Origin of the sequence: Altererythrobacter litoralis, assembly GCF_036324225.1 — a bacterium.
In the GTDB taxonomy this organism is placed as follows: Bacteria; Pseudomonadota; Alphaproteobacteria; order Sphingomonadales; family Sphingomonadaceae; genus Erythrobacter; species Erythrobacter litoralis_A.
This window is the reverse complement of record NZ_JAZDQV010000001.1, coordinates 153,987-172,643: the sequence shown is the minus strand read 5'-3', so window position 1 is coordinate 172,643 and position 18,657 is coordinate 153,987. Positions and strand designations below refer to the sequence as shown.

At 63.5% G+C, this 18,657-nt stretch carries 18 protein-coding genes; 9 read left to right on the top strand and 9 right to left on the bottom strand.

The window, feature by feature from the left end; genetic code table 11:
- Positions 1-48: 48 nt before the first annotated feature.
- On the top strand, positions 49-1,473 hold the full coding sequence (locus tag VRS74_RS00875) for an MFS transporter (RefSeq protein WP_354143345.1): 1,425 nt from the start codon (positions 49-51) through the stop codon (positions 1,471-1,473).
- On the opposite strand, the gene VRS74_RS00870 is transcribed toward VRS74_RS00875, so the two are convergent.
- On the bottom strand, positions 1,470-2,360 hold the full coding sequence (locus VRS74_RS00870) for an alpha/beta fold hydrolase (RefSeq protein ID WP_354143344.1): 891 nt from the start codon (positions 2,358-2,360) through the stop codon (positions 1,470-1,472). The two genes, VRS74_RS00875 and VRS74_RS00870, sit on opposite strands and share 4 nt — an antisense overlap.
- Positions 2,361-2,428: 68 nt before the next feature.
- Between VRS74_RS00870 and VRS74_RS00865 the strand changes: the two genes are divergently transcribed.
- Complete coding sequence (locus VRS74_RS00865) at positions 2,429-4,180, top strand: N-acyl-D-amino-acid deacylase family protein (protein WP_354143343.1); 1,752 nt, start codon at positions 2,429-2,431, stop codon at positions 4,178-4,180.
- The gene (locus VRS74_RS00860) at positions 4,177-5,187 is read left to right on the top strand and encodes a zinc-dependent alcohol dehydrogenase family protein (protein ID WP_354143342.1); all 1,011 of its coding nucleotides are present in this window, start codon (positions 4,177-4,179) and stop codon (positions 5,185-5,187) included. Before VRS74_RS00865 ends, VRS74_RS00860 begins: the two co-directional genes overlap by 4 nt.
- Here VRS74_RS00860 and VRS74_RS00855 read toward each other — a convergent pair.
- From VRS74_RS00855 to VRS74_RS00835, 5 genes are all read right to left on the bottom strand, one after another.
- Complete coding sequence (locus VRS74_RS00855; RefSeq protein WP_354143341.1) at positions 5,184-6,266, bottom strand: DUF2855 family protein; 1,083 nt, start codon at positions 6,264-6,266, stop codon at positions 5,184-5,186. The two genes, VRS74_RS00860 and VRS74_RS00855, sit on opposite strands and share 4 nt — an antisense overlap.
- A gap of 69 nt (positions 6,267-6,335) precedes the next feature.
- Positions 6,336-7,463 carry a DNA polymerase III subunit beta gene (dnaN, locus tag VRS74_RS00850; protein WP_354143340.1) on the bottom strand — a complete coding sequence of 376 codons (1,128 nt, stop codon included), beginning with the start codon at positions 7,461-7,463 and terminating at the stop codon, positions 6,336-6,338.
- 173 nt (positions 7,464-7,636) lie between these two features.
- Complete coding sequence (gene fabG, locus VRS74_RS00845; protein ID WP_354143339.1) at positions 7,637-8,395, bottom strand: 3-oxoacyl-[acyl-carrier-protein] reductase; 759 nt, start codon at positions 8,393-8,395, stop codon at positions 7,637-7,639.
- Positions 8,395-9,333, bottom strand: a complete 939-nt coding sequence (fabD, locus tag VRS74_RS00840; RefSeq protein ID WP_354143338.1) for an ACP S-malonyltransferase — start codon at positions 9,331-9,333, stop codon at positions 8,395-8,397. Before fabD ends, fabG begins: the two co-directional genes overlap by 1 nt.
- Before the next feature lie 27 nt (positions 9,334-9,360).
- A complete protein-coding gene (locus VRS74_RS00835) occupies positions 9,361-10,191 on the bottom strand; it encodes an LD-carboxypeptidase (RefSeq protein WP_354143337.1) in 831 nt (276 codons plus the stop codon).
- A 52-nt stretch (positions 10,192-10,243) separates the two neighbouring features.
- Here VRS74_RS00835 and VRS74_RS00830 point away from each other — a divergent pair, with 52 nt between their 5' ends.
- Complete coding sequence (locus tag VRS74_RS00830) at positions 10,244-11,671, top strand: glutamate ligase domain-containing protein (protein ID WP_354143336.1); 1,428 nt, start codon at positions 10,244-10,246, stop codon at positions 11,669-11,671.
- Here VRS74_RS00830 and VRS74_RS00825 read toward each other — a convergent pair whose 3' ends face one another.
- Positions 11,672-12,334, bottom strand: coding sequence for a glutathione S-transferase family protein (locus VRS74_RS00825; RefSeq protein WP_354143335.1), 663 nt, complete (start codon positions 12,332-12,334; stop codon positions 11,672-11,674). It lies immediately after the preceding gene.
- Between the two features lies 1 nt (position 12,335).
- The gene (locus tag VRS74_RS00820) at positions 12,336-13,292 is read right to left on the bottom strand and encodes a DUF808 domain-containing protein (protein ID WP_354143550.1); all 957 of its coding nucleotides are present in this window, start codon (positions 13,290-13,292) and stop codon (positions 12,336-12,338) included.
- A 213-nt stretch (positions 13,293-13,505) separates the two neighbouring features.
- Here VRS74_RS00820 and rpsF point away from each other — a divergent pair, with 213 nt between their 5' ends.
- The 3 genes from rpsF to rplI are packed head-to-tail and all read left to right on the top strand — an operon-like array spanning position 13,506 to position 14,720.
- Positions 13,506-13,871 carry a 30S ribosomal protein S6 gene (gene rpsF / locus VRS74_RS00815; protein ID WP_354143334.1) on the top strand — a complete coding sequence of 122 codons (366 nt, stop codon included), beginning with the start codon at positions 13,506-13,508 and terminating at the stop codon, positions 13,869-13,871.
- On the top strand, positions 13,871-14,095 hold the full coding sequence (gene rpsR / locus VRS74_RS00810) for a 30S ribosomal protein S18 (protein ID WP_354143333.1): 225 nt from the start codon (positions 13,871-13,873) through the stop codon (positions 14,093-14,095). Before rpsF ends, rpsR begins: the two co-directional genes overlap by 1 nt.
- Positions 14,096-14,108: 13 nt before the next feature.
- The gene (rplI, locus tag VRS74_RS00805) at positions 14,109-14,720 is read left to right on the top strand and encodes a 50S ribosomal protein L9 (protein ID WP_354143332.1); all 612 of its coding nucleotides are present in this window, start codon (positions 14,109-14,111) and stop codon (positions 14,718-14,720) included.
- Between the two features lie 76 nt (positions 14,721-14,796).
- Here the strand turns inward: rplI and VRS74_RS00800 are convergent, their stop codons facing one another.
- Positions 14,797-16,314: a serine hydrolase domain-containing protein gene (locus tag VRS74_RS00800; RefSeq protein ID WP_354143331.1), complete on the bottom strand. Its 1,518-nt coding sequence runs from the start codon at positions 16,312-16,314 to the stop codon at positions 14,797-14,799.
- Positions 16,315-16,430: 116 nt separating this feature from the next.
- On the opposite strand from VRS74_RS00800, the gene VRS74_RS00795 reads away from it, so the two are divergent.
- Both VRS74_RS00795 and VRS74_RS00790 read left to right on the top strand, forming a co-directional pair.
- Entirely contained in the window at positions 16,431-17,867 is a 1,437-nt protein-coding gene (locus VRS74_RS00795) for an AMP nucleosidase (protein ID WP_354143330.1), read from the top strand.
- On the top strand, positions 17,864-18,634 hold the full coding sequence (locus tag VRS74_RS00790) for an SDR family NAD(P)-dependent oxidoreductase (RefSeq protein ID WP_354143329.1): 771 nt from the start codon (positions 17,864-17,866) through the stop codon (positions 18,632-18,634). The genes VRS74_RS00795 and VRS74_RS00790 overlap by 4 nt, the downstream gene beginning before the upstream one ends.
- Positions 18,635-18,657: the final 23 nt, after the last annotated feature.

The following is an 18,657-nucleotide window of genomic DNA, read 5'->3' as shown; positions in this document are numbered from 1 at the left end:
GAGGGAGCCGAGATGGCAAGTTCCGCAGCGGCTCCGCGCCGGCCGATTATGGGTACGGGTGGCCCGATGGGGCGCACCGGATTTGCATGGGCCGTCTTCGAATGGGCCCGCAACCCCTATTACATCCTGATCGTCATCTACATTTTCGCGCCTTATTTCGCGCGCGACATCATCGGGGCCGACCTGCTCGCAAGCGGCTCGCTCGATGGAATGGCGCCGGAAGCCGCTCGCGCAACCGCCAACGCACAGGGCCAGGCAACGATAGCCTCGGTAACGAAATGGGCCGGGATGATCGCCGCACTCACGGCGCCATTCCTTGGGGCCGCGCTAGACCGTGGGGGCCGACTCAAGCCGATCCTCGCCATCACATTGGGCTCGATCACCCTATGCTCGGCCCTGCTGTGGTTTGCGATGCCGGGCGGACAGGGGCTGCCGGTCCCGGCAATCATGGCGCTGCTGGTGATCGCCTATGTCAGCTACACCTATTCCGAAGTGACCCATAACGCGATGCTGTCGGTGGCGGGCGCACCGAGGAGCCTCTCGATGATATCGGGGCTCGGGCTTGGCCTCGGGAACCTCGCCGCGACGCTGATCTTCGTGGGTCTGGTCATGTTCTTCGTGCTCCCCAGCATGATCGGATGGCCCTTTGCAGAGCCGCAATTCGGCATCGACATAGCGTCGTTCGAGCATATGCGGATCGCCGGGCCGATATGTGCGGTCTGGCTCGCCTGCTTTTCGATACCATTCTTCCTCAATGCGCAGGATCCGGGCCAGAAAGGTGCAAGCTGGCGCGCAGCCTTCGTCGAAGGTGCCCGCAGCGTGATCCGCACCTTTCGCGAGGCCTCGCATTATCGCGAGCTGATGAAGTTCCTTGTCGCCCGCATGTTCTATGCCGACGCGATGGCTGCCCTGCTCGCGCTTGGCGCGGTCTATGTCGCGCTGTTCCTAGGCTGGGGCTTCCTGGAAATGCTGTGCTACGCGATCTTCGCATCGGCCTGCGCATTCGGCGGAGGCCTGCTGGGTGGCTGGCTCGACATACGGATCGGAGTGAAGCGTGCGTTGATCGTCGAGATCGTGGCTATGGTGATGGCGCAAGTGAGCCAGCTTTCGATCACGCGGGACTCGCTGTTCTTCGGCCTGGTTGAAAACCGGCAGATCTGGGACGGTCTGGTCTTCAAGACGTTGTCCGACCTGACATTCCTGGGCCTGATCAGCGTGGTTGCGATCGCCGCCACCGCCAGCATTTCGTCGAGCCGCACCATGCTGGTGACACTCGCACCCGAGGGCCGCAGCGGCGAGTTCTTCGGGCTGTATGCCATCGCAGGCACGATCACAGTGTGGATGGGCCCGCTGCTGGTCGAGTATTTTACGCTGTGGTTCAACGACCAGCGGATCGGGATGGCATCGATCGCGATCCTGTTCGCAATCGGCCTTACAGCGCTGTTCTTCGTCCGAATGCCCGCGCGGAGCTAGGCGAGCCACTCCTTCAGCGCCGCGTTCACTTCATCGGGAATGTCCTGCTGAACCCAATGCGAGGCATTCGGAAACCGGCGGACGGTGAGATCGGGGACATATTGGTCCATCCCGTCAAGCACATGGATATCGATTGCCAGGTCCTGCTCGCCCCAGATCACCAGCGTGGGCACATGGACGATGCCGTCACCCAGCCTCAGCCCGTCGCGCGTCTGGAACAGCGCGCGATAGTAATTGACCATGGCGGTCAACGCGCCGGGTTGCGCCGCCGCAGCGCGATAGGGTTCCGCCTCTTCGCGCGTGAAGCGGTCTTTGTTGACCGCCGATTCGCGGAAAATCCGGCTGATCGGTTGAGCGTCATCTCGCCCGAGCATCCTTTCGGGCAAGCGCGGAAGCTGGAAGAAGAACATGTACCAGCTCTTCTTCAACTGGCGCCAATGCTTGAGCTCGCGCCGCCCGCAGAGCGGGTGCGGGACATTCATGATCACGAGCCGCGTCAGCGGGCGGACCTGCTGGATGGCGAATTGCCATGCCACCAGCGCCCCCCAGTCGTGCGCCAGCAAGGTCACTTCCTTCGCACCGCTGGCATCGATCAGGGCAGCAACATCGGCGGTAAGATTGTCGAGCCGGTAGTCCTTCTTGCGCTTTGGCCGGCTGGTGCCGCCATATCCGCGCATATTGGGCGCCCACACGCGATAGCCCAGCTGCGCGAGCAGCGGCATTTGGTGTCGCCAGCTGTAGTGCAGTTCGGGAAAGCCGTGGAGGCACAGTGCCAGCCGGTCACCCTGCCCCGCCTCGGCGACTTCGAAAGTCAGCCCGTTCGCCTCGATCCATTTGATCGTGATCCCGCTATCCGGCGCGGGTTGCCAGCTTGCATGCCTGTCCATCTTGCCAGCTTAGCAAGCTGCACGCAGCTGTGCTATGTAAGTTGCAATTGGAAATGGGAGAGAACGAGATGTCGGCATTCGATCTGATCATTCGCGGCGGCACAATCGTGGATGGTAGCGGCGCGGAGCGCGCCGTCGGTGACATTGCAGTGAAGGACGGCCTGATCGCGCAAGTTGGCGAAGTGCGCGGCAATGCGGCCGAGGAAATCGATGCCACGGGCATGATCGTGACCCCCGGCTTCGTCGACGTCCACACCCATTACGACGGCCAGGCCACGTGGGACCAGGAAATGGCCCCGTCGAGCTGGCACGGCGTGACCACCGTCATCATGGGCAATTGCGGCGTCGGCTTCGCGCCCGCCGCTCCGGACAAGCACGAATGGCTGATCGGGCTGATGGAAGGCGTCGAGGATATTCCCGGCACCGCGCTCGCCGAAGGGCTGAAGTGGAACTGGGAGACGTTCCCGGAGTATCTCGATGCGCTCGACGAATTGCCACGCACGGTCGATGTCGGCACCCATGTCCCGCATGGCGCGGTGCGCGCCTATGTGCTGGGTGACCGCGAACGTCCCGGCGCAATCCCGACCGAGGATGACATCGCCAAGATGGCCGCGATCGTCGAGGATGGTGTGCGCGCCGGCGCGCTTGGCTTCTCGACCAGCCGCACCGTGCTTCACCGCGATATCGACGGTGAAGTCGTGCCCGGCACCACTGCCACTGCCGAAGAACTGGTCGAAATGGGCCGCGCCATGGGCCGCGTAGGCTATGGCGTGTTCGAAATGGCGAGCGACATGCGCCGCGAATGGGACGAGTTCGGCTGGATGGGCAAGATGAGCCGCGAAACCGGCCTGCCGGTGACTTTCGCCGCGCTCCAGTCAATCGCCAAGGAAATGCCGCTCGACGAGCAGATCGAATGCATGCGGGCCGAGAACGACAATGGCGCGAACATCGTCGCGCAGATCGCGCTGCGCGGAAACGGCATCGTGATGGCATGGCAGGGCACGGTCCATCCGTTCCGCCTGCGCCCCAGCTACCAGGCCATCGCCGACCTGCCTTGGGAAGAGCAGAAAGCGAAATTGCTCGACCCCGCCTTCAAGGCGCAGCTGCTGTCGGAAGAGAGCGATTTCTCCGAGGTCAACCAGGACATCATCGGGCTGATCATGGTCGTTTGCGGCGGCTGGCCGATGCAGTTCGAAATGGATCCGGACTTCAATTACGAACCGACTGCGGAAGAAAGCATCGCCGCGCGTGCGGCAGCAGCGGGCGTTTCGGGCGACGAATACGCCTATGACCTGCTTTGCCGCGACGATGGCAAGGGCTTCATCTACCTGCCGATCCTCAACTATGCGGACGGCAATCTGGACTTCCTCGAAGCGCTCCAGCAGTCGGACGACACGGTCAATTCGCTGAGCGACGGCGGGGCGCATTGCGGCACGATCTGCGACGCAGCTTCGCCCACCTTCATGCTCCAGCACTGGGTGCGCGACCGCAAGCGCGGGACGATCACCCTTGAGAATGCAATCAAGCGACAGTGCAGCGATACCGCGCGGCTCTATGGCCTCGACGATCGCGGCGTGATCGCACCGGGCTATCTCGCCGACATCAACGTGATCGACATGAATCGGCTCAAGCTCGGCAAGCCCTGGCTCGCTTTCGACCTGCCCGCAGGCGGCAAACGCCTGCTGCAGAAAGCCGACGGCTATGTCGCCACGATCAAGAACGGCAAGGTCACCTTCCGCGAAGGCCAATGGACCGGCGAAACGCCCGGCGGGCTGATCCGCGGGCCGCAACGGGCAGAACTGGCTGAGGCAGCCGAATGAAGGCGATCCGCACGGGCGCGACGCCCTCTACGCTCGAAGCGCTTGAACTGGTCGAACTGGACGATGCGTCGGCGCCCGGCCCCGGCGAGATCAAAGTCGCGCTCAAGGCCAGCTCGCTCAACTATCACGACTATGCCGTCGTAGTGGGCATGATCCCGTCCGCGCTGGGGCGCATCCCGATGTCGGACGGCGCCGGCGAAGTCGTGGCGGTTGGCGCTGGAGTGACAGAGTACAAGGTCGGCGACGCCGTCGTCAGCACCTTCTTCCCCGATTGGCTGGATGGAGGCCCGCCGCAGACCGCCTTTACCCGAGTTCCCGGCGACGGGATCGACGGATATGCGCGGCAGGCGGTCACAGCCCCCACCCACTGGTTCACGCGTGTCCCCAAGGGCTACAGCCATGCGGAGGCCGCTACGCTGACCTGCGCTGGGCTCACTGCATGGCGCGCCTTGTTCGTCGACAATGCAATCAAGCCCGGCGACACCGTGCTGGTACAAGGCAGCGGCGGGGTTTCGATCTTCGCCCTGCAATTCGCCAAGGCGGCCGGGGCGACTGTGATCGCAACCAGCTCGTCCGGCGAGAAGCTCGAAAGGCTGAAAGACCTCGGGGCGGATCACCTGATCAACTACAAGGAAATCCAGGCCTGGGGCGTCAAGGCGCTGGAACTGACCGGTGGCAAGGGTGTCGACTGCGTTGTGGAGATCGGCGGAGCGGGCACGCTCGACCAGTCGATGGTGGCAACCCGGGTGGGTGGCCATGTCGCATTGATCGGCGTGCTGGCGGGCTTCGCCGGGCCGGTGCAGACCGCCCTGCTGATGGCCAAGAACCTGCGCGTGCAGGGTCTGACCGTGGGAAGCCGGGCACAGCAGCTGGACATGATTGCAGGTATCGAAGCCAACGGGATCAGGCCGGTGATTTCCGATCACTTCCCGCTTGAGCGCCTTGCCGATGCTTTCCGCCACCAGGCGGCGAACAAGCATTTCGGCAAGATCTGCGTCGATATCTAGGGTTCGATCACGATCCCCTTGGCGGGATCGACCTGACCGCCAACCATATCGAGATAGGTCTGGCGCGCGGCCTCAAGCCCGTGGTGGCGCTCGACCGCGACCGACCCTGCAACGCTTGAAAGGAAGCCGTGCCAGGCCGCGGCCATGCGCTTGCCCGCCTCTTGCGGCCCCAGTTCCTTGAACAGCGCCACCGCGTGATCCGGCGCGAAGAACAGCGTCGGGGGCGGCCCCGGCAAGTCGGTCTGCGAGCCAATCCCGCCGCGCTCATCGATATGGGTCACGCCGACGAGGCAGGAGTATTTGAGGCTGTCGCCAAGATATTCATGGATCTGCCGGAGCAATCCCGCATTGCCCGCGAAATCGACCGAGACGCTGGGCGCCTTTGCGATCGAGCCAAGGTCGCCATAGGCCACGACTTCGTCATAGAGCCCGGTGCCCTTCACGAAGTCCACATTCCCTGCGGAGGTCAGCCCGATGCGCTTGATCCCCGGCGAATTCTGCCTGGCAACGCTGGCAAGCCCCATCGCGGTCTTCGACGAGGCGCTGGTGAGGATCACTTGCGAAGCGCCGAACCAGTCCTGCCCGCGCATGAAATACTCGATCAGGAAGCCGGTCTTGAACAGCGGGCCGAAGATCATCCGCTCCGCCTCATGCGCCGGATCATGCTCGGGATCGGCGGCGAGCCGCGCATACTGGTTATAGATCGGGCTCATCGGCTGGCGATAATCGGTCATGTCGGTGAAGCCGCTGGCCGAGATCTTGCCGGGGATCACATCAAGCTGCGTCCCCATCGGCAGATAGCCATAGACGCGTTCCCCCACTGCGATGTCGGGGCATTTGCTTTCGATCACGCGCGCATGCCCCCACATCGGCACGATGCCGAGGCCTGAGGGGGCCGGGAAGAAGTTCCAATAGCCAACCATCTCGCCCACCACCGCATAGGTGATGTTGTTCGAAGTGACGGAGAAACTCTCTACCGCGAGCCGCACCGCGCCATCGGCGAGCGGCCCCGGCTCGATCGAGGCCATTTCGGCCTTGCTCAGATCATCGCGGCGGACATGGACTTGCTGAACGGTCATCGGCGGCTCTCCCTTGAAAGCTGCCTAGCACCGCTATCACGGCAATGCCATCCGGTCAGGCCGGATGGCCTAGACGCGCATTGGCATCAGCACGTAGAGCGCCGGGCTCTTCTCATCCTTGCGGATCAGCGTCGGCGCACCGGCATCGGCAAGGTGCAATTCCACCATGTCGCTGTCGATCTGGCTAAGGATGTCCTTGAGGTAATTGGCGTTGAACCCGATCTCGAGGTCTCCCGAATTGTAATCCGCAGCCAGTTCTTCGGCTGCCGTACCGTTGTCGGGCGAAGTGACCGAAAGCGTCACCTTGTCCGCTTCGAGGCTCATCTTCACCGCACGGGTCTTTTCGGTGGCGATTGTCGCCACGCGGTCCACGCCTTCATAGAAGCTCTTGGGATCGAGCTTGAGCAGCTTGTCGTTGGCGGTCGGGATCACGCGGCTGTAATCGGGGAAGGTCCCGTCGATCAGCTTGCTGGTGAGAACCACGCCGCCTTCGCCGCCCAGCGTGAAGCGGATCTTGCTGGCCGAAAGGTCAACCTGGACGTTCCCGTCCATCGATTCTTCCAGCAGCTTGCGCAGTTCGGCCACGGCTTTGCGGGGCACGATCACGTCGGGCATGCCCTCTGCGCCATCGGGGCGCGGCAGGGTGAAGCGCGCAAGGCGGTGGCCGTCGGTCGCGGCAGCCTTCAGCACCGGCGTGTCGTCATCAGTCACATGCAGGAAGATGCCGTTGAGGTAATAACGGGTTTCCTCGGTCGAAATCGCGAAGCGCGTGCGGTCGATCAGTTCGGCGAGCTGCTTGGCAGGCAGTTCGAAGCTGGTCGGCAGGTCGCCTTCGACGATCACCGGGAAATCGTCTCGCGGCAAGGTCGGCAGCTTGAAGCGGCTGCGCCCGGCCTTCACGTCCATGCGGTTGTCCGCAGTCTCGAGGCTGACCTGGCTGCCTTCGGGAAGCTTGCGGGCGATGTCGAACAGCAGGTGCGCCGACACAGTGATGGCGCCCGGCTGCTCAACCGAAGCGGCCGCCATGTTCTCGACCACCTGAAGGTCGAGGTCGGTCGCCATGACCCGTAGGGTGCCGCCATCGCTGGCATCAATCAGCACGTTGGAGAGGATCGGAATGGTGTTGCGCCGCTCCACCACCGACTGAACGTGTGACAGGCAGCGCAGCAGCGTCGCGCGTTCGATTGTGGCCTTCATAGGTCCTTCTCAATCCCCTTTGGTGCGCGCTCGGGGCCGGAATCGCCCCACAGCGCCGGAATGTGGCTTTAGACCTTAGCGCAAGCGGCAGTAGCGGCAAGTTCGGGCCCGTCCCTTCCCCGATTCCTTGGGGAAAACGCAGCAATTTTCGCCATGCAGCTTGCCGCAGCGGGTCAGAGCATCGCCATGCCGCCGTTCACATGCAGCGTCGCGCCGGTGATGTAGCTGGCTTCGCGGCTTGCAAGGAAAGCGACGGCGGCACCGATATCTTCGCCTTCGCCCATGCGGCCCATCGGGATACGCGCATTGAGCGCGTCCTTCTGCGCGTCGGGCAATTGGTCGGTCATTGCGGTGCGAATGAAGCCCGGCGCCACACAATTGGCGGTGATCCCGCGGCTTGCCACTTCCTGTGCGAAGCTCTTGGTCATGCCGACAATGCCTGCCTTGGCCGCGGCATAGTTCATCTGGCCCGGATTGCCGGTCGCTCCGACCACGCTGGTGATCGAGACGATGCGGCCGAAACGGTTCTTCATCATCGGCCGCGCCGCTGCGCGCATCAGGCGGAAGGTCGATTCGAGGTTGATGCGGATCACATCTTCCCACTCTTCGTCCTTCATGCGCATCGCAAGATTGTCACGCGTGATGCCAGCGTTGTTGACGAGGATGTCGATGCCGCCCAGCGTGTCGACCGTGGCGGGGATCAGTTCCTCGACCTGAGTGGTGTTGGACAGATCGCAGGTGATCTCGACATGCGCGCCATTGTCATGCGCGAAGCTGTCGTTGAGTTCCTCACGGAAGGCCCGCAGCTTGGCGCTGTTCGAGCCCGAAATCGCGAGCCGCGCACCCTGGGCCGCCAGCGCCTTGCTGATCGACGAGCCGATCCCGCCACTTGCGCCGGTGACCAGCGCATTCATCCCCTTGAGTGAGAACATCAGCCGATCTCCTTCGCGAAATTCTCGATATCTTCCATGGTTACGAGGCTGGTAGTGCTCGCTTCGGGCGCAATGCGGCCGACCATCGGGCACAGCACCTTGCCGCCCAGCTCAACGAAATGTTCGATGCCGTCTCCGAACATCGCCAGCACGCTTTCACGCCAGCGCACCCGGCCGGTGACCTGTTCGACCAGCAGGCGCTGCTCCTCGGCCGGATCGGTCACGCGCGCGGCGGTGACATTGGCATAGACCGGCAGGGCAAATTGCCCCGGCGGCGTCGCTGCCAGCGCTTCGGCCATGTGATCGGCCGCGGGCTGCATAAGCGAACAATGGAACGGAGCCGACACTGGCAGCAATACGCCGCGCTTGATGCCATGATCCTTCACCAGTTCGACGGCGCGCTCGATCGCGCTCCTCTGGCCTGAAATCACCACCTGCGACGGGTCATTGTCATTGGCGACTTCGCAGACTTCGCCTTGCGCCGCCGCGGCAGCCAGCGCGCTCGCCTTGTCGATATCGGCCCCGAGCAGCGCCGCCATGGCACCCTCGCCCACCGGCACCGCCGCCTGCATCGCCTGCCCGCGCAGCTTCAGCAAGCGCGCAGTGTCCGCCAGGGAGAAAGCGCCGACCGCGCAAAGCGCCGAATATTCGCCAAGCGAATGCCCCGCGACGCAAGTGCCCTTTGCAGCGAGCGAAACGCCGAAATCCTGTTCCAGAACGCGCAGAGTGGCGATGGCATTGGCCATGATCGCGGGCTGGGCGTTCTCGGTCAGGGTCAGCTGGTCTTCCGGCCCGTCGCGCATGATTGCCGAAAGCTTCTGCGACAGCGCATCGTCGACTTCCTGCAACACCGCGCGTGCAGCGGCGCTGGCATCGGCCAATTCAGCCCCCATGCCGACTTTCTGGCTACCCTGCCCGGGAAAGATGAATGCCCGCATTGAATTCTCCTCTTTGGAGCCGCGCGGTTAGCCAGCGGTCGACGGACTCGCAAGGCCGAAGGGAACAATCCTGTTCTCTGGCGTGTGGCCGATCTCGGCCCGGCCGAGGTAGGGTATGCCGGCGCGCGCGCACCAGAACTTCGCGATATCCTCCACCGACTGGCCGAATTCACGGTCGTTCTCGGGCACATCGGTAACACTGCCGAGTCGCAGGCCGGCGACGCGCGGCAGCACATTGGCAAGGTGGAAGAACAGCCGGTCGACCGAATAGATATGCTCGCTGACTTCCTCGACCATCACGATATGGCCGGAAAGGTCAGGCATGAGCGGCGTGTTCGCAATCATCGCCAGCGTGATGAGGTTGAACGCCACAGCGGGCGTTTTGCCATCGAGGCTGGGCTCGAGCCCGCTGCCATCGCCCGAAAACCAGCGCAGCACGCGGCGCAAAGCCTCTCGACCGCGCTCCGAACGTGCGCTGACCGGCATCGAACCATGCACCGGCTGGCCGATGCCATTGCGATAAAGTGCGGCGAGCAGGTATCCGATGTCGGAATAGCCGACATAGGTTTTCGACCGCGCAACATGGTTCATGCGCGCCACCGCAGCTTCGGCGATCCGGTTCGAGCCATAGCCGCCCTTGGCGAACCAAATCGCGTCGAAGGCAGGATCGTTGGCAAGTTCGACAAGCGCTTCCAGCCGCTGAATATCGGTCCCGGCGAAGTGCCCCGCATTCATGAAGCACTGATCGTGGAAGGTGATGCTGTGTTCGGGGAACTCGTCAGCCACGAGCTGTTGCGCGGCATCGGCCTGCTCGCGCGTGATCGGGGTGGCGGGGGCGGAGACGGCAATACGTGTCATGGCCCCAATTAGCCGCCTTGTGCTCCAACGCACAACTCAATACCGAGCGCGCATGAGCGAATTCCCCACCTATGACGAATTGCTGGCCCGTCCTTTCTTCTTTTGCGGCATCGGCGGATCGGGCATGCTGCCGCTTGCGCAGATCCTGGCCGGGCGCGGAGCAAGCGTCAGCGGGTCGGACCGCTCCAACGACCAGGGCCGCACGCCGGAGAAGTTCGCCGCGCTTCAAGCGCAGGCTTTCACACTTTTCCCGCAGGATGGCAGCGGGATCACCTCGAAAGACCAGATCCTCGTCGCATCCGCTGCAGTCGAAGAGACCGTGCCCGAGATGGTTCGTGCGACGGAACTTGGCTGCCTAAAGCTCACCCGGGCAGAGCTGAATTCGATCCTGTTCAACACCAGCGGCGCCGGAATTGCTGTCGCCGGAACCAGCGGCAAGTCGACCGTCACCGGCATGCTGGGCTGGATCATGCAATATGCGGGGCGCGAGCCCACCATCATGAACGGGGCGGTGATGAAGAACTTCGTCACGCCGGATCGCCCGATCGCCAGCGCCGTGGTCGGTTCGCGCAGCATCTTCGTCAGCGAAGTGGATGAGAGCGACGGCTCGATCGCGCTTTATCGCCCGGCGGTGGGCGTGCTGCTGAATGTCAGCCTCGATCACAAGAGCATGGACGAATTGCGCCAGCTATTCGCCGACTACCTTGGGCGCAGCCGGATTGCCGCGATTAATGCCGACGATGCGGAGGCGCTGGCCCAGCTCCCCCATGCGAAGGAAGTGGTCACTTTCGGGATCGAGCAGCCAAAGGCGCAGATCGGGATCGTTCCGGGAAGCATAGCCAGCGGGCCGGTGCACCAGGCCGCCACGGTGATCGACCGGCACGATGGCAGCGAGCACGCGCTGGTGCTGGGCATGCCGGGCAGGCACAATCTTTCGAACGCGCTCGCGGCGATTGCGGGCGCGGCCTGCGCTGGTGTGCCGGTGAGCGTCGCGGTAGAGGCGCTGGCGAGTTTTGCGGGGCTTGCGCGGCGCTTCGACATCGTCGGAACCTCGCCGGGCGGCATCACCGTGATCGACGATTTCGGCCACAACCCCGAAAAATGCGCCGCGACGCTGCGCACGCTCAAGGCATCGCCCGGCCGGGTGATCGCTTTCTTCCAGCCGCATGGCTACGGGCCGCTGAGGCAAATGGGCCATGAACTGGCGGAAACCTTTGCGCGCGAGCTGGGCGCAGGCGACATCACAATCATGTGCGACCCGGTCTATTTCGGCGGCACGGTCGACCGCAGCGAAGGGACCGAGCGGATCATCGCCATGATCGCCGAGGCTCGCGGCATTGCGGAATATGTCCCCTCACGAGAGGATTGCGGCGACCGGATCGTGGAACTGGCTCAGCCGGGCGACAGGATCGTGGTGATGGGCGCGCGCGATGACACTCTGACGGGTTTTGCGAAGTCCATCCTGGATAGGCTTTCGTAACTAGCCTCCCGCTTGCAGCGCCTTGAGGCCGGCATCCTCGCGCGCCACGGCTCGCCGGTAGGCTTCGCGCCCGGTCAGCCGAGAGCGATAGGCCTTGAGGCTATCGGGCACGCCCTCGTCCAGCCCCACACTCTCCGCCAATATCAGTGCAAAGCCGCAGCAAATATCCGCGACGGTGAAGCGATCGGCGCAGAGAAACTCGCGGTCCTCAAGCCTTTGCTCCAGCTTGACCAGCCGCTTCCAGAACCACTTGGCATAGGCATGCCCGGCTTCCTCCAGCCCGCGCTCCTTCTCGAACAGGGCGAAGCGCATATAGACCGTCTGCGGGAAAGTGATCGTCGCGTCGGCGTGATAGGTGAAGTCGCAATAGGCGGCGTAATCGGGCTCTCCCGGTGCAATTACCAACTCGCTTGGACCGCCTTTCGACGCGAGGTAGTGCGCGATGGCGCAGCTTTCGGTCATCCGCGCGCCACCGTCTTCTGGGCCATCGACCAGCATGGGTACAGTGCCAAGCGGGTTCAGCTCGAGATATTCTGGCGCAAGGTAACGCGGCGGGAACGGCAATATCTTGAGATCGATATCAACCCCGGCTTCCTCCGCCGCCCAGGTGGCGCGCAAGCCGCGCGAACGAGCGCAGGTGTAAAGGATCGGGCGTGCGTTCATTTCAATGCGCCTCCGCATGCGCGCCGAGCTTCAACACATGGTGCAGCACGAACACGATGATTCCGCCCAATACCAGGCCAAACAGCGCGGAAATTCCGGCATAGCTCGCCCAGCCCGGCACGCCCGACAAGGCGCCGGTGGCATGCTCAACCGCGTGCTGCACGCCGTGCGCCCAGTCTGTAGGCGCGTGGAGCCCGATCTCCTCAAGCCCGTGCAGGATGATCCCGCCGCCGACCCAGAGCATTGCCACTGTGCCGATCGCCGAAAGCGCAACAAGCAGGCGCGGCATGGCATGGAGCAGCATTCGCCCGACGCGCTTCGCCAGCCCGTTGTCGCGCTCGGCAAGGTGCAGCCCGACATCGTCCATCTTCACGATCAGCGCGACCGCGCCATAGACCGCGAAGGTGATCGCGATGCCGACCGCCGCCAGCGCAGCGGCACGGATCCAGAAACTGTCTGAAATCGTCGCAATCTCGTTCAGCGAGATCGCCATGATCTCCGCGGAAAGGATCATGTCGGTGCGGATCGCGCCCTTGATCCGGTCTTTCTCGAACTCGGCCAGATCTTCGATCGGATCCTGCAAGGTCTGCCCGTGCTTGGGCTCGCCAAACTTCTCCAGCACCTTCTCCGCGCCTTCATAGCTCAAATAGCAACCGCCCAGCATCAGCAAGAAGATGATCGCCTGCGGCAGCAGCCAACTGAGCAGCAGCGCGCCCGGCAGCAGGACCAGCAGCTTGTTCCTGAGGCTACCTTTGGTGATGTTCCAGATGATCGGCAGTTCGCGCGCCGGGCTGAGGCCGGTGACATAGCCCGGGGTAACCGCGGCATCGTCGATCACGACGCCCGCCGCCTTGGTGCCGGCCTTGCCGGCTGCCACGCTGACATCGTCGATCGATGCGGCTGCGGCGCGCGCGATTACCGACACATCGTCAAGCAGGGCCATCAATCCGCCGGGCACCGCGCATCTCCATTGCTGTTGTTCGCGCAGCACTGCCCTCGCCCGCGGCGCCACGCAAGCCCCGCATTGGCCTTGCATTCTGCACCAATCCCGCTATGTGCGCGCATCCCTTGCGCCGGAACACCTGCAATTGGGGTACGAAGAAAGCCGGAGGGGCCCCCGCGATCCGCGCGGAACGGTCAGCGATCGGCAGGAAGTGAAAGGACCAAGCACATGCCGCTTTACGAGCATGTATTCTTGGCGCGTCAGGACCTTAGCCAGGCCCAGGTTGACGCGCTCGCGGCGCAAGCCACCGAAATCATCGAATCCAACAGCGGCAAGGTCACCAAGACCGAGACTTGGGGTCTCAAGTCGCTCGCGTACAAGATCGATCGCAATCGCAAGGCGCATTTCGTGCTGCTCAACATCGAAGCCCCCGGCTCGGTGGTCGAAGAGCTCGAACGCCAGACCCGTATCAACGAAGACGTCATCCGCTATATGACGATCCGCGTCGACGAGCACGAAGACGGCCCGTCGGTGATGATGCGCAAGCAGGATCGCGAGCGCAAGCGTCGCACTGACCGTGAGGAGCGTGACTGATGGCCCGCCCGTTTTTCCGCCGCCGCAAGTCGTGCCCGTTCGCAGCCAAGAACGCGCCGAAGATCGACTATAAGGACGTACGTCTGCTGCAGGGCTTCATGTCCGAGCGTGGCAAGATCGTGCCGTCGCGTATCACCGCAGTTTCGGCCAAGAAGCAGCGCGACCTCGCCAAGGCGATCAAGCGCGCTCGCCACATCGGCTTGCTGCCCTACATCGTGAAGTAAGAGGAGAAGAGACATGGATATCATCCTCCTCGAACGTATCGAGAAGCTGGGCACGATCGGCGATGTCGTGACCGTCAAGGACGGCTACGCCCGCAACTTCCTGCTCCCGCAGAAGAAGGCGCTGCGCGCCAATGAAGCGAACAAGAAGGTGTTCGAAGCCAATCGCGAACGTCTCGAAGCCGAAAACGCCGAGAAGCGCGTTGTGGCCGAGAAGCAGGGCGAAAAGGTCGCTGGCGCCGAAGTGGTGCTGATCCGCGCTTCGTCGAATGCCGGCCAGCTTTACGGCTCGGTCAGCGTCCGTGACATCGTTTCCGGCCTGGCCCAACAGGGCCACACGGTTGACAAGAAGCAGGTGATCATGGGCAGCCCGATCAAGACGATCGGCATGCACGACGTCACCATCGCGCTGCACCCCGAAGTTCACGTGACGGTGAAGGCCAATGTCGCTCGCAGCGACGACGAAGCCGAACTGCAGAGCCAGGGCGTCGACGTGCTCGCGCAGATGTTCGAAGACGAACAGCGCGAGATCGAGGAAGCCGCTGCGGAAACCCGCATCGAGCCGAATCTCGAACCCGGCGAAATCCCGGCCGAACTGCTGGAAGAGCGCAGCGAAGACGAAGCCTGAGGCTCTTCTTCAGGCTAACGCCAGAAACAAGGGGCGCGACCGCAAGGCCGCGCCCCTTCTCGTTCAGCTCAGCGCGTTATTCGGGCTTGCGCCTGAAATCGAGAACCTGCAGCTCCATCGACGTAATCGGGGCACGCTGCACCCTGCCCGCCACTGTGCCGCGCTCGCAGCTCCACTCGAAAGTGCCTTCCATCGCCGAAATCGGGCTGATGGCAGCCGAAGTGTCGCATGCGCCGACATCCCGCTTGAGCGCGGCGAGGTCCGCCCGGCGATCCGCGATGTCCCGGTCAAGCGCCACGTTCACTGCCAGCGGCGCAGACTCAGGCTCGCCGCTTGCCCACGCCGCACGAGCGAAACCATATGCTGTCGCAAGACCGGGCGAGACTGCGATCGCGCGATCCGGAGCGAGCCCGTTGTTGCGCAGCAGGTGCAGCGCCTGCCGCACTCCGCCAGAATTGCTGAAATAGGTCCGCGCGTTGAATGAAAACATGCCGATCCCCGCATCGGGGATGAACTGCATGGTGGAGCCATAGCCCGGATAGCCGCCATTGTGCTGCACCACCCGGCCAAGGTCGCAATCGTCGTAAACCACCAGCCCCATGCCATAACCCTGCCCTATCCGGCACGGCGGCCCCAGTTCGGCGGGCCTCATCATGCCCTGCCGCATGGTCACCCATTTGACCATCTCGCGGACCGATGAACGGCGCAGCGGCCCCGTTTCCGGAGCATCCGAAGGCGGCCATGCCGAAAGCAGGAAGGCCATCCATTTGGCATAATCGTTCGCGGTCGTCTCGACCCCGCCCATCGCCCCGAACGCGCCATCGGGCATGTCCGGCTCGCGGCGGAACCCGTTGTTTTCCCAGCGATAGCCGATGGCGCGGCTTTCCTTCGGGCTCTGCAGAACGTCATAGCCGGTGCTGGTCATGCCCAGCGGCAGCATGATCTCTTCGCGGATATAATCCTGATAGCGGCGCCCCGACACATTGCTCACGATCCGCCCGAGCAAGGCGAAGCCATAGTTCGAATATTCGTAGCGAATGCCGGGCGTAGTCGCGAAATCCATGCCGCTCGCGATCATCTGGCTGAACGCCTCTTCCGGAAGATATTGCTGGCGGTCGCCCCACGGGTTGTCCTCCACCAAGCCGCCGGAGTGGTGCAGCAGGTCGCCAATGGTGATCTCGGGGGCGTCGGCAGTCGGCTTCCTCCAATGCGCCATCTCCGGAACATATTTCACCGCGGGATCGCTCAAGGCGAACTTGCCTTCGTCGCGCAGCTTCAGGATCGCCGCGGCGGTGAACGCCTTCGACATCGAAGCGATGCGGAAACGGGTGTCCGCCGTGATCGGATCGACTTGTGCCGTGCCGATGTCGCGGTCGCCCATGGACCTGAACAGCACCAGTTCGCCATCCTTGACGATCCCGTAGACCAGCCCCGGAATATGGGCATCCGCCTTGGCCTGGGCGAAGATCGCATCGATCTGCGGCGCCAGATCGTCGATCGAGCCGGCCTGAGCCTTGTCCTCCGCATGTGCCGGCGCGAGCCCTGCGCAAGCCAATGCAACCAGTCCCGCGACCTCGATAACCCTGCGTGCCATCCATTCCTCCCTGCTCGATCCAATCCGCAGCATTGATCGCGCCATGCGCGCCCGTTGGCAAGGACTGCCGCATGCCCTGTCCTTGAAATGTTGCGCGAAATCGTTAGACGCCGCTCATGCAGACCTTTTCCAGAATCATTGAAGAAATTTCCGCGATCTACGACACCGCAGTGGCTACGCTGCGCGAAGACGTGCTCGAATATGCTCGCTCAGGCGCAATTCCGCCCGATCGCAAGCGCAATGACGGCAGCTATGCCTATCCCGAACTGCGGGTCCATTATTCGGGCAAAGGCACTCCAAGCGATCGCACGCGCGCTTTCGGGCGGCTCGAGGAGCAAGGCGTCTACGCCACCACCATCACCCGCCCGGCGCTGTTCGAAGAATATCTGAAGGAACAGCTTGAGCTGATCACCCGTGACCATGACGTGCGTCTCGAAGTCTCGCCCTCGCGCCAGGAAATCCCCTTCCCCTATGTGCTCGACGGTGAAGCGGGCGCGCTTATGGCGGGCATTGCCCCGCAGGAACTGGCGAAGCATTTCCCCTCGACCGACCTTGCGCTGATCGGGGACGAGCTGGCGGACGGGAGCGACCTCAGGCCCAACCTTCCCATGCCGCTCTCGCTGTTCGACGGGCTGCGGACCGATTATTCGCTGGCGCGCCTCGCGCACTATACCGGCACACGGCCGGAAGACTTCCAGGACTTCATCCTGTTCACCAACTATCATCGCTATGTCGATGAATTCGTTGACTGGGCGGCCCAGCAGGTTGGCACCGACAATTACCTTTCGCTGACCGGTGCAGGCGGGCTCGACATCAGCGAACGGACGACTGACGGGCGCGCGCAGCTTTCGGACACGGCATGGCGCAAGCACCAGATGCCCGCATATCACCTCACCCGCGCAGACAAGAGCGGGATCACGCTGGTCAATATCGGCGTCGGCCCTTCGAACGCCAAGACGATCTGCGACCATCTGGCCGTGCTGCGCCCGCACTCATGGCTGATGATCGGGCATTGCGGCGGCTTGCGCTCGACCCAGCGGATCGGTGACTTCGTGCTCGCTCACGCCTATCTGCGCGACGATCATGTGCTCGATGGTGTGTTGCCGCCGGAAATCCCAATCCCGCCGATCGCCGAAGTGCAGCAGGCACTGGCCGGGGCCGCCGAGGAAGTTTCGGGAACGCAGGGCGCCAACCTCAAGCAGCGGATGCGCACCGGCACGGTCGTCACGACCGACGATCGCAATTGGGAATTGCTCTATTCGCTAAGCGCCAAGCGCTTCTCCCAAAGCCGCGCGATCGCGATCGACATGGAAAGCGCGACCATCGCCGCGCAGGGTTATCGCTTCCGTGTGCCGTATGGCACGCTGCTGTGCGTCAGCGACAAGCCGCTCCATGGCGAGATCAAGCTGCCGGGTCAGGCAAACCAGTTCTATGAGGAAGCGATCGCAGCTCACCTCCAGATGGGGATCGTCGCTTGCAGGAAACTTCGCGACGAGGGTGACCGTTTGCACTCGCGCAAGCTGCGCGCCTTTAACGAGCCGCCGTTCAGGTGAGCGACCACACGGCACTATCGCGCTCCGTCGCGGGCCGCGTCGCCATCGTCACCGGCGCTGCCAGTGGCATGGGCAAGGCGACCGCCAAGCTGCTGGCCAGCGAAGGCGCGAAAGTGGCTGTGACCGACCTTAACCTTGCCGCCTGCGAAGCGGTGGCGCGCGAATGCGGGCTCAATGCGCGGCCCTACGCTCTCGACGTTGCAGATGCCGAAGCGATCAAGCGCGTGGTCGCACAGGTCGCGCAGGATTTCGGCGCGATCGATATTCTCGTCAACAATGCCGGGGTCTCGAGCTTCTGCGCACTGGATGACGAGGCTTATGAAGACATCTGGCACCGCGCGCTGGCGGTGATGCTGACCGCGCAGCAGCGCATGGTCCGCGCCGCCCTGCCCTGGCTGCGCCAGAGCGACGCCGCGCGCATCGTCAACATCGCCTCGACCGAAGGCCTTGGCGCTACGCCGGGCGATACGCCCTATGTCGCCGCCAAAACGGGGGTGACGGGGCTCACGCGCGGGCTGGCGGTCGATCTCGGCCCCGAAGGCATCACGGTCAATTGCATCTGCCCCGGCCCGATCCGCACCGCGATGACCGACAAGGTACCGGAGGAGCACAAGGCGATCTTCGCCAAGCGCCGCACCGCGCTGAGGCGCTATGGCGAGCCCGAGGAAGTGGCGCACATCACCCTGTCACTGGTGCTGCCCGCCGCGAGCTATATCACCGGCGCAGTGATCCCGGTCGATGGCGGGTTGATGGCGCGCAACGCGTAGTCGAGCGCTGTCCGCACAAACTG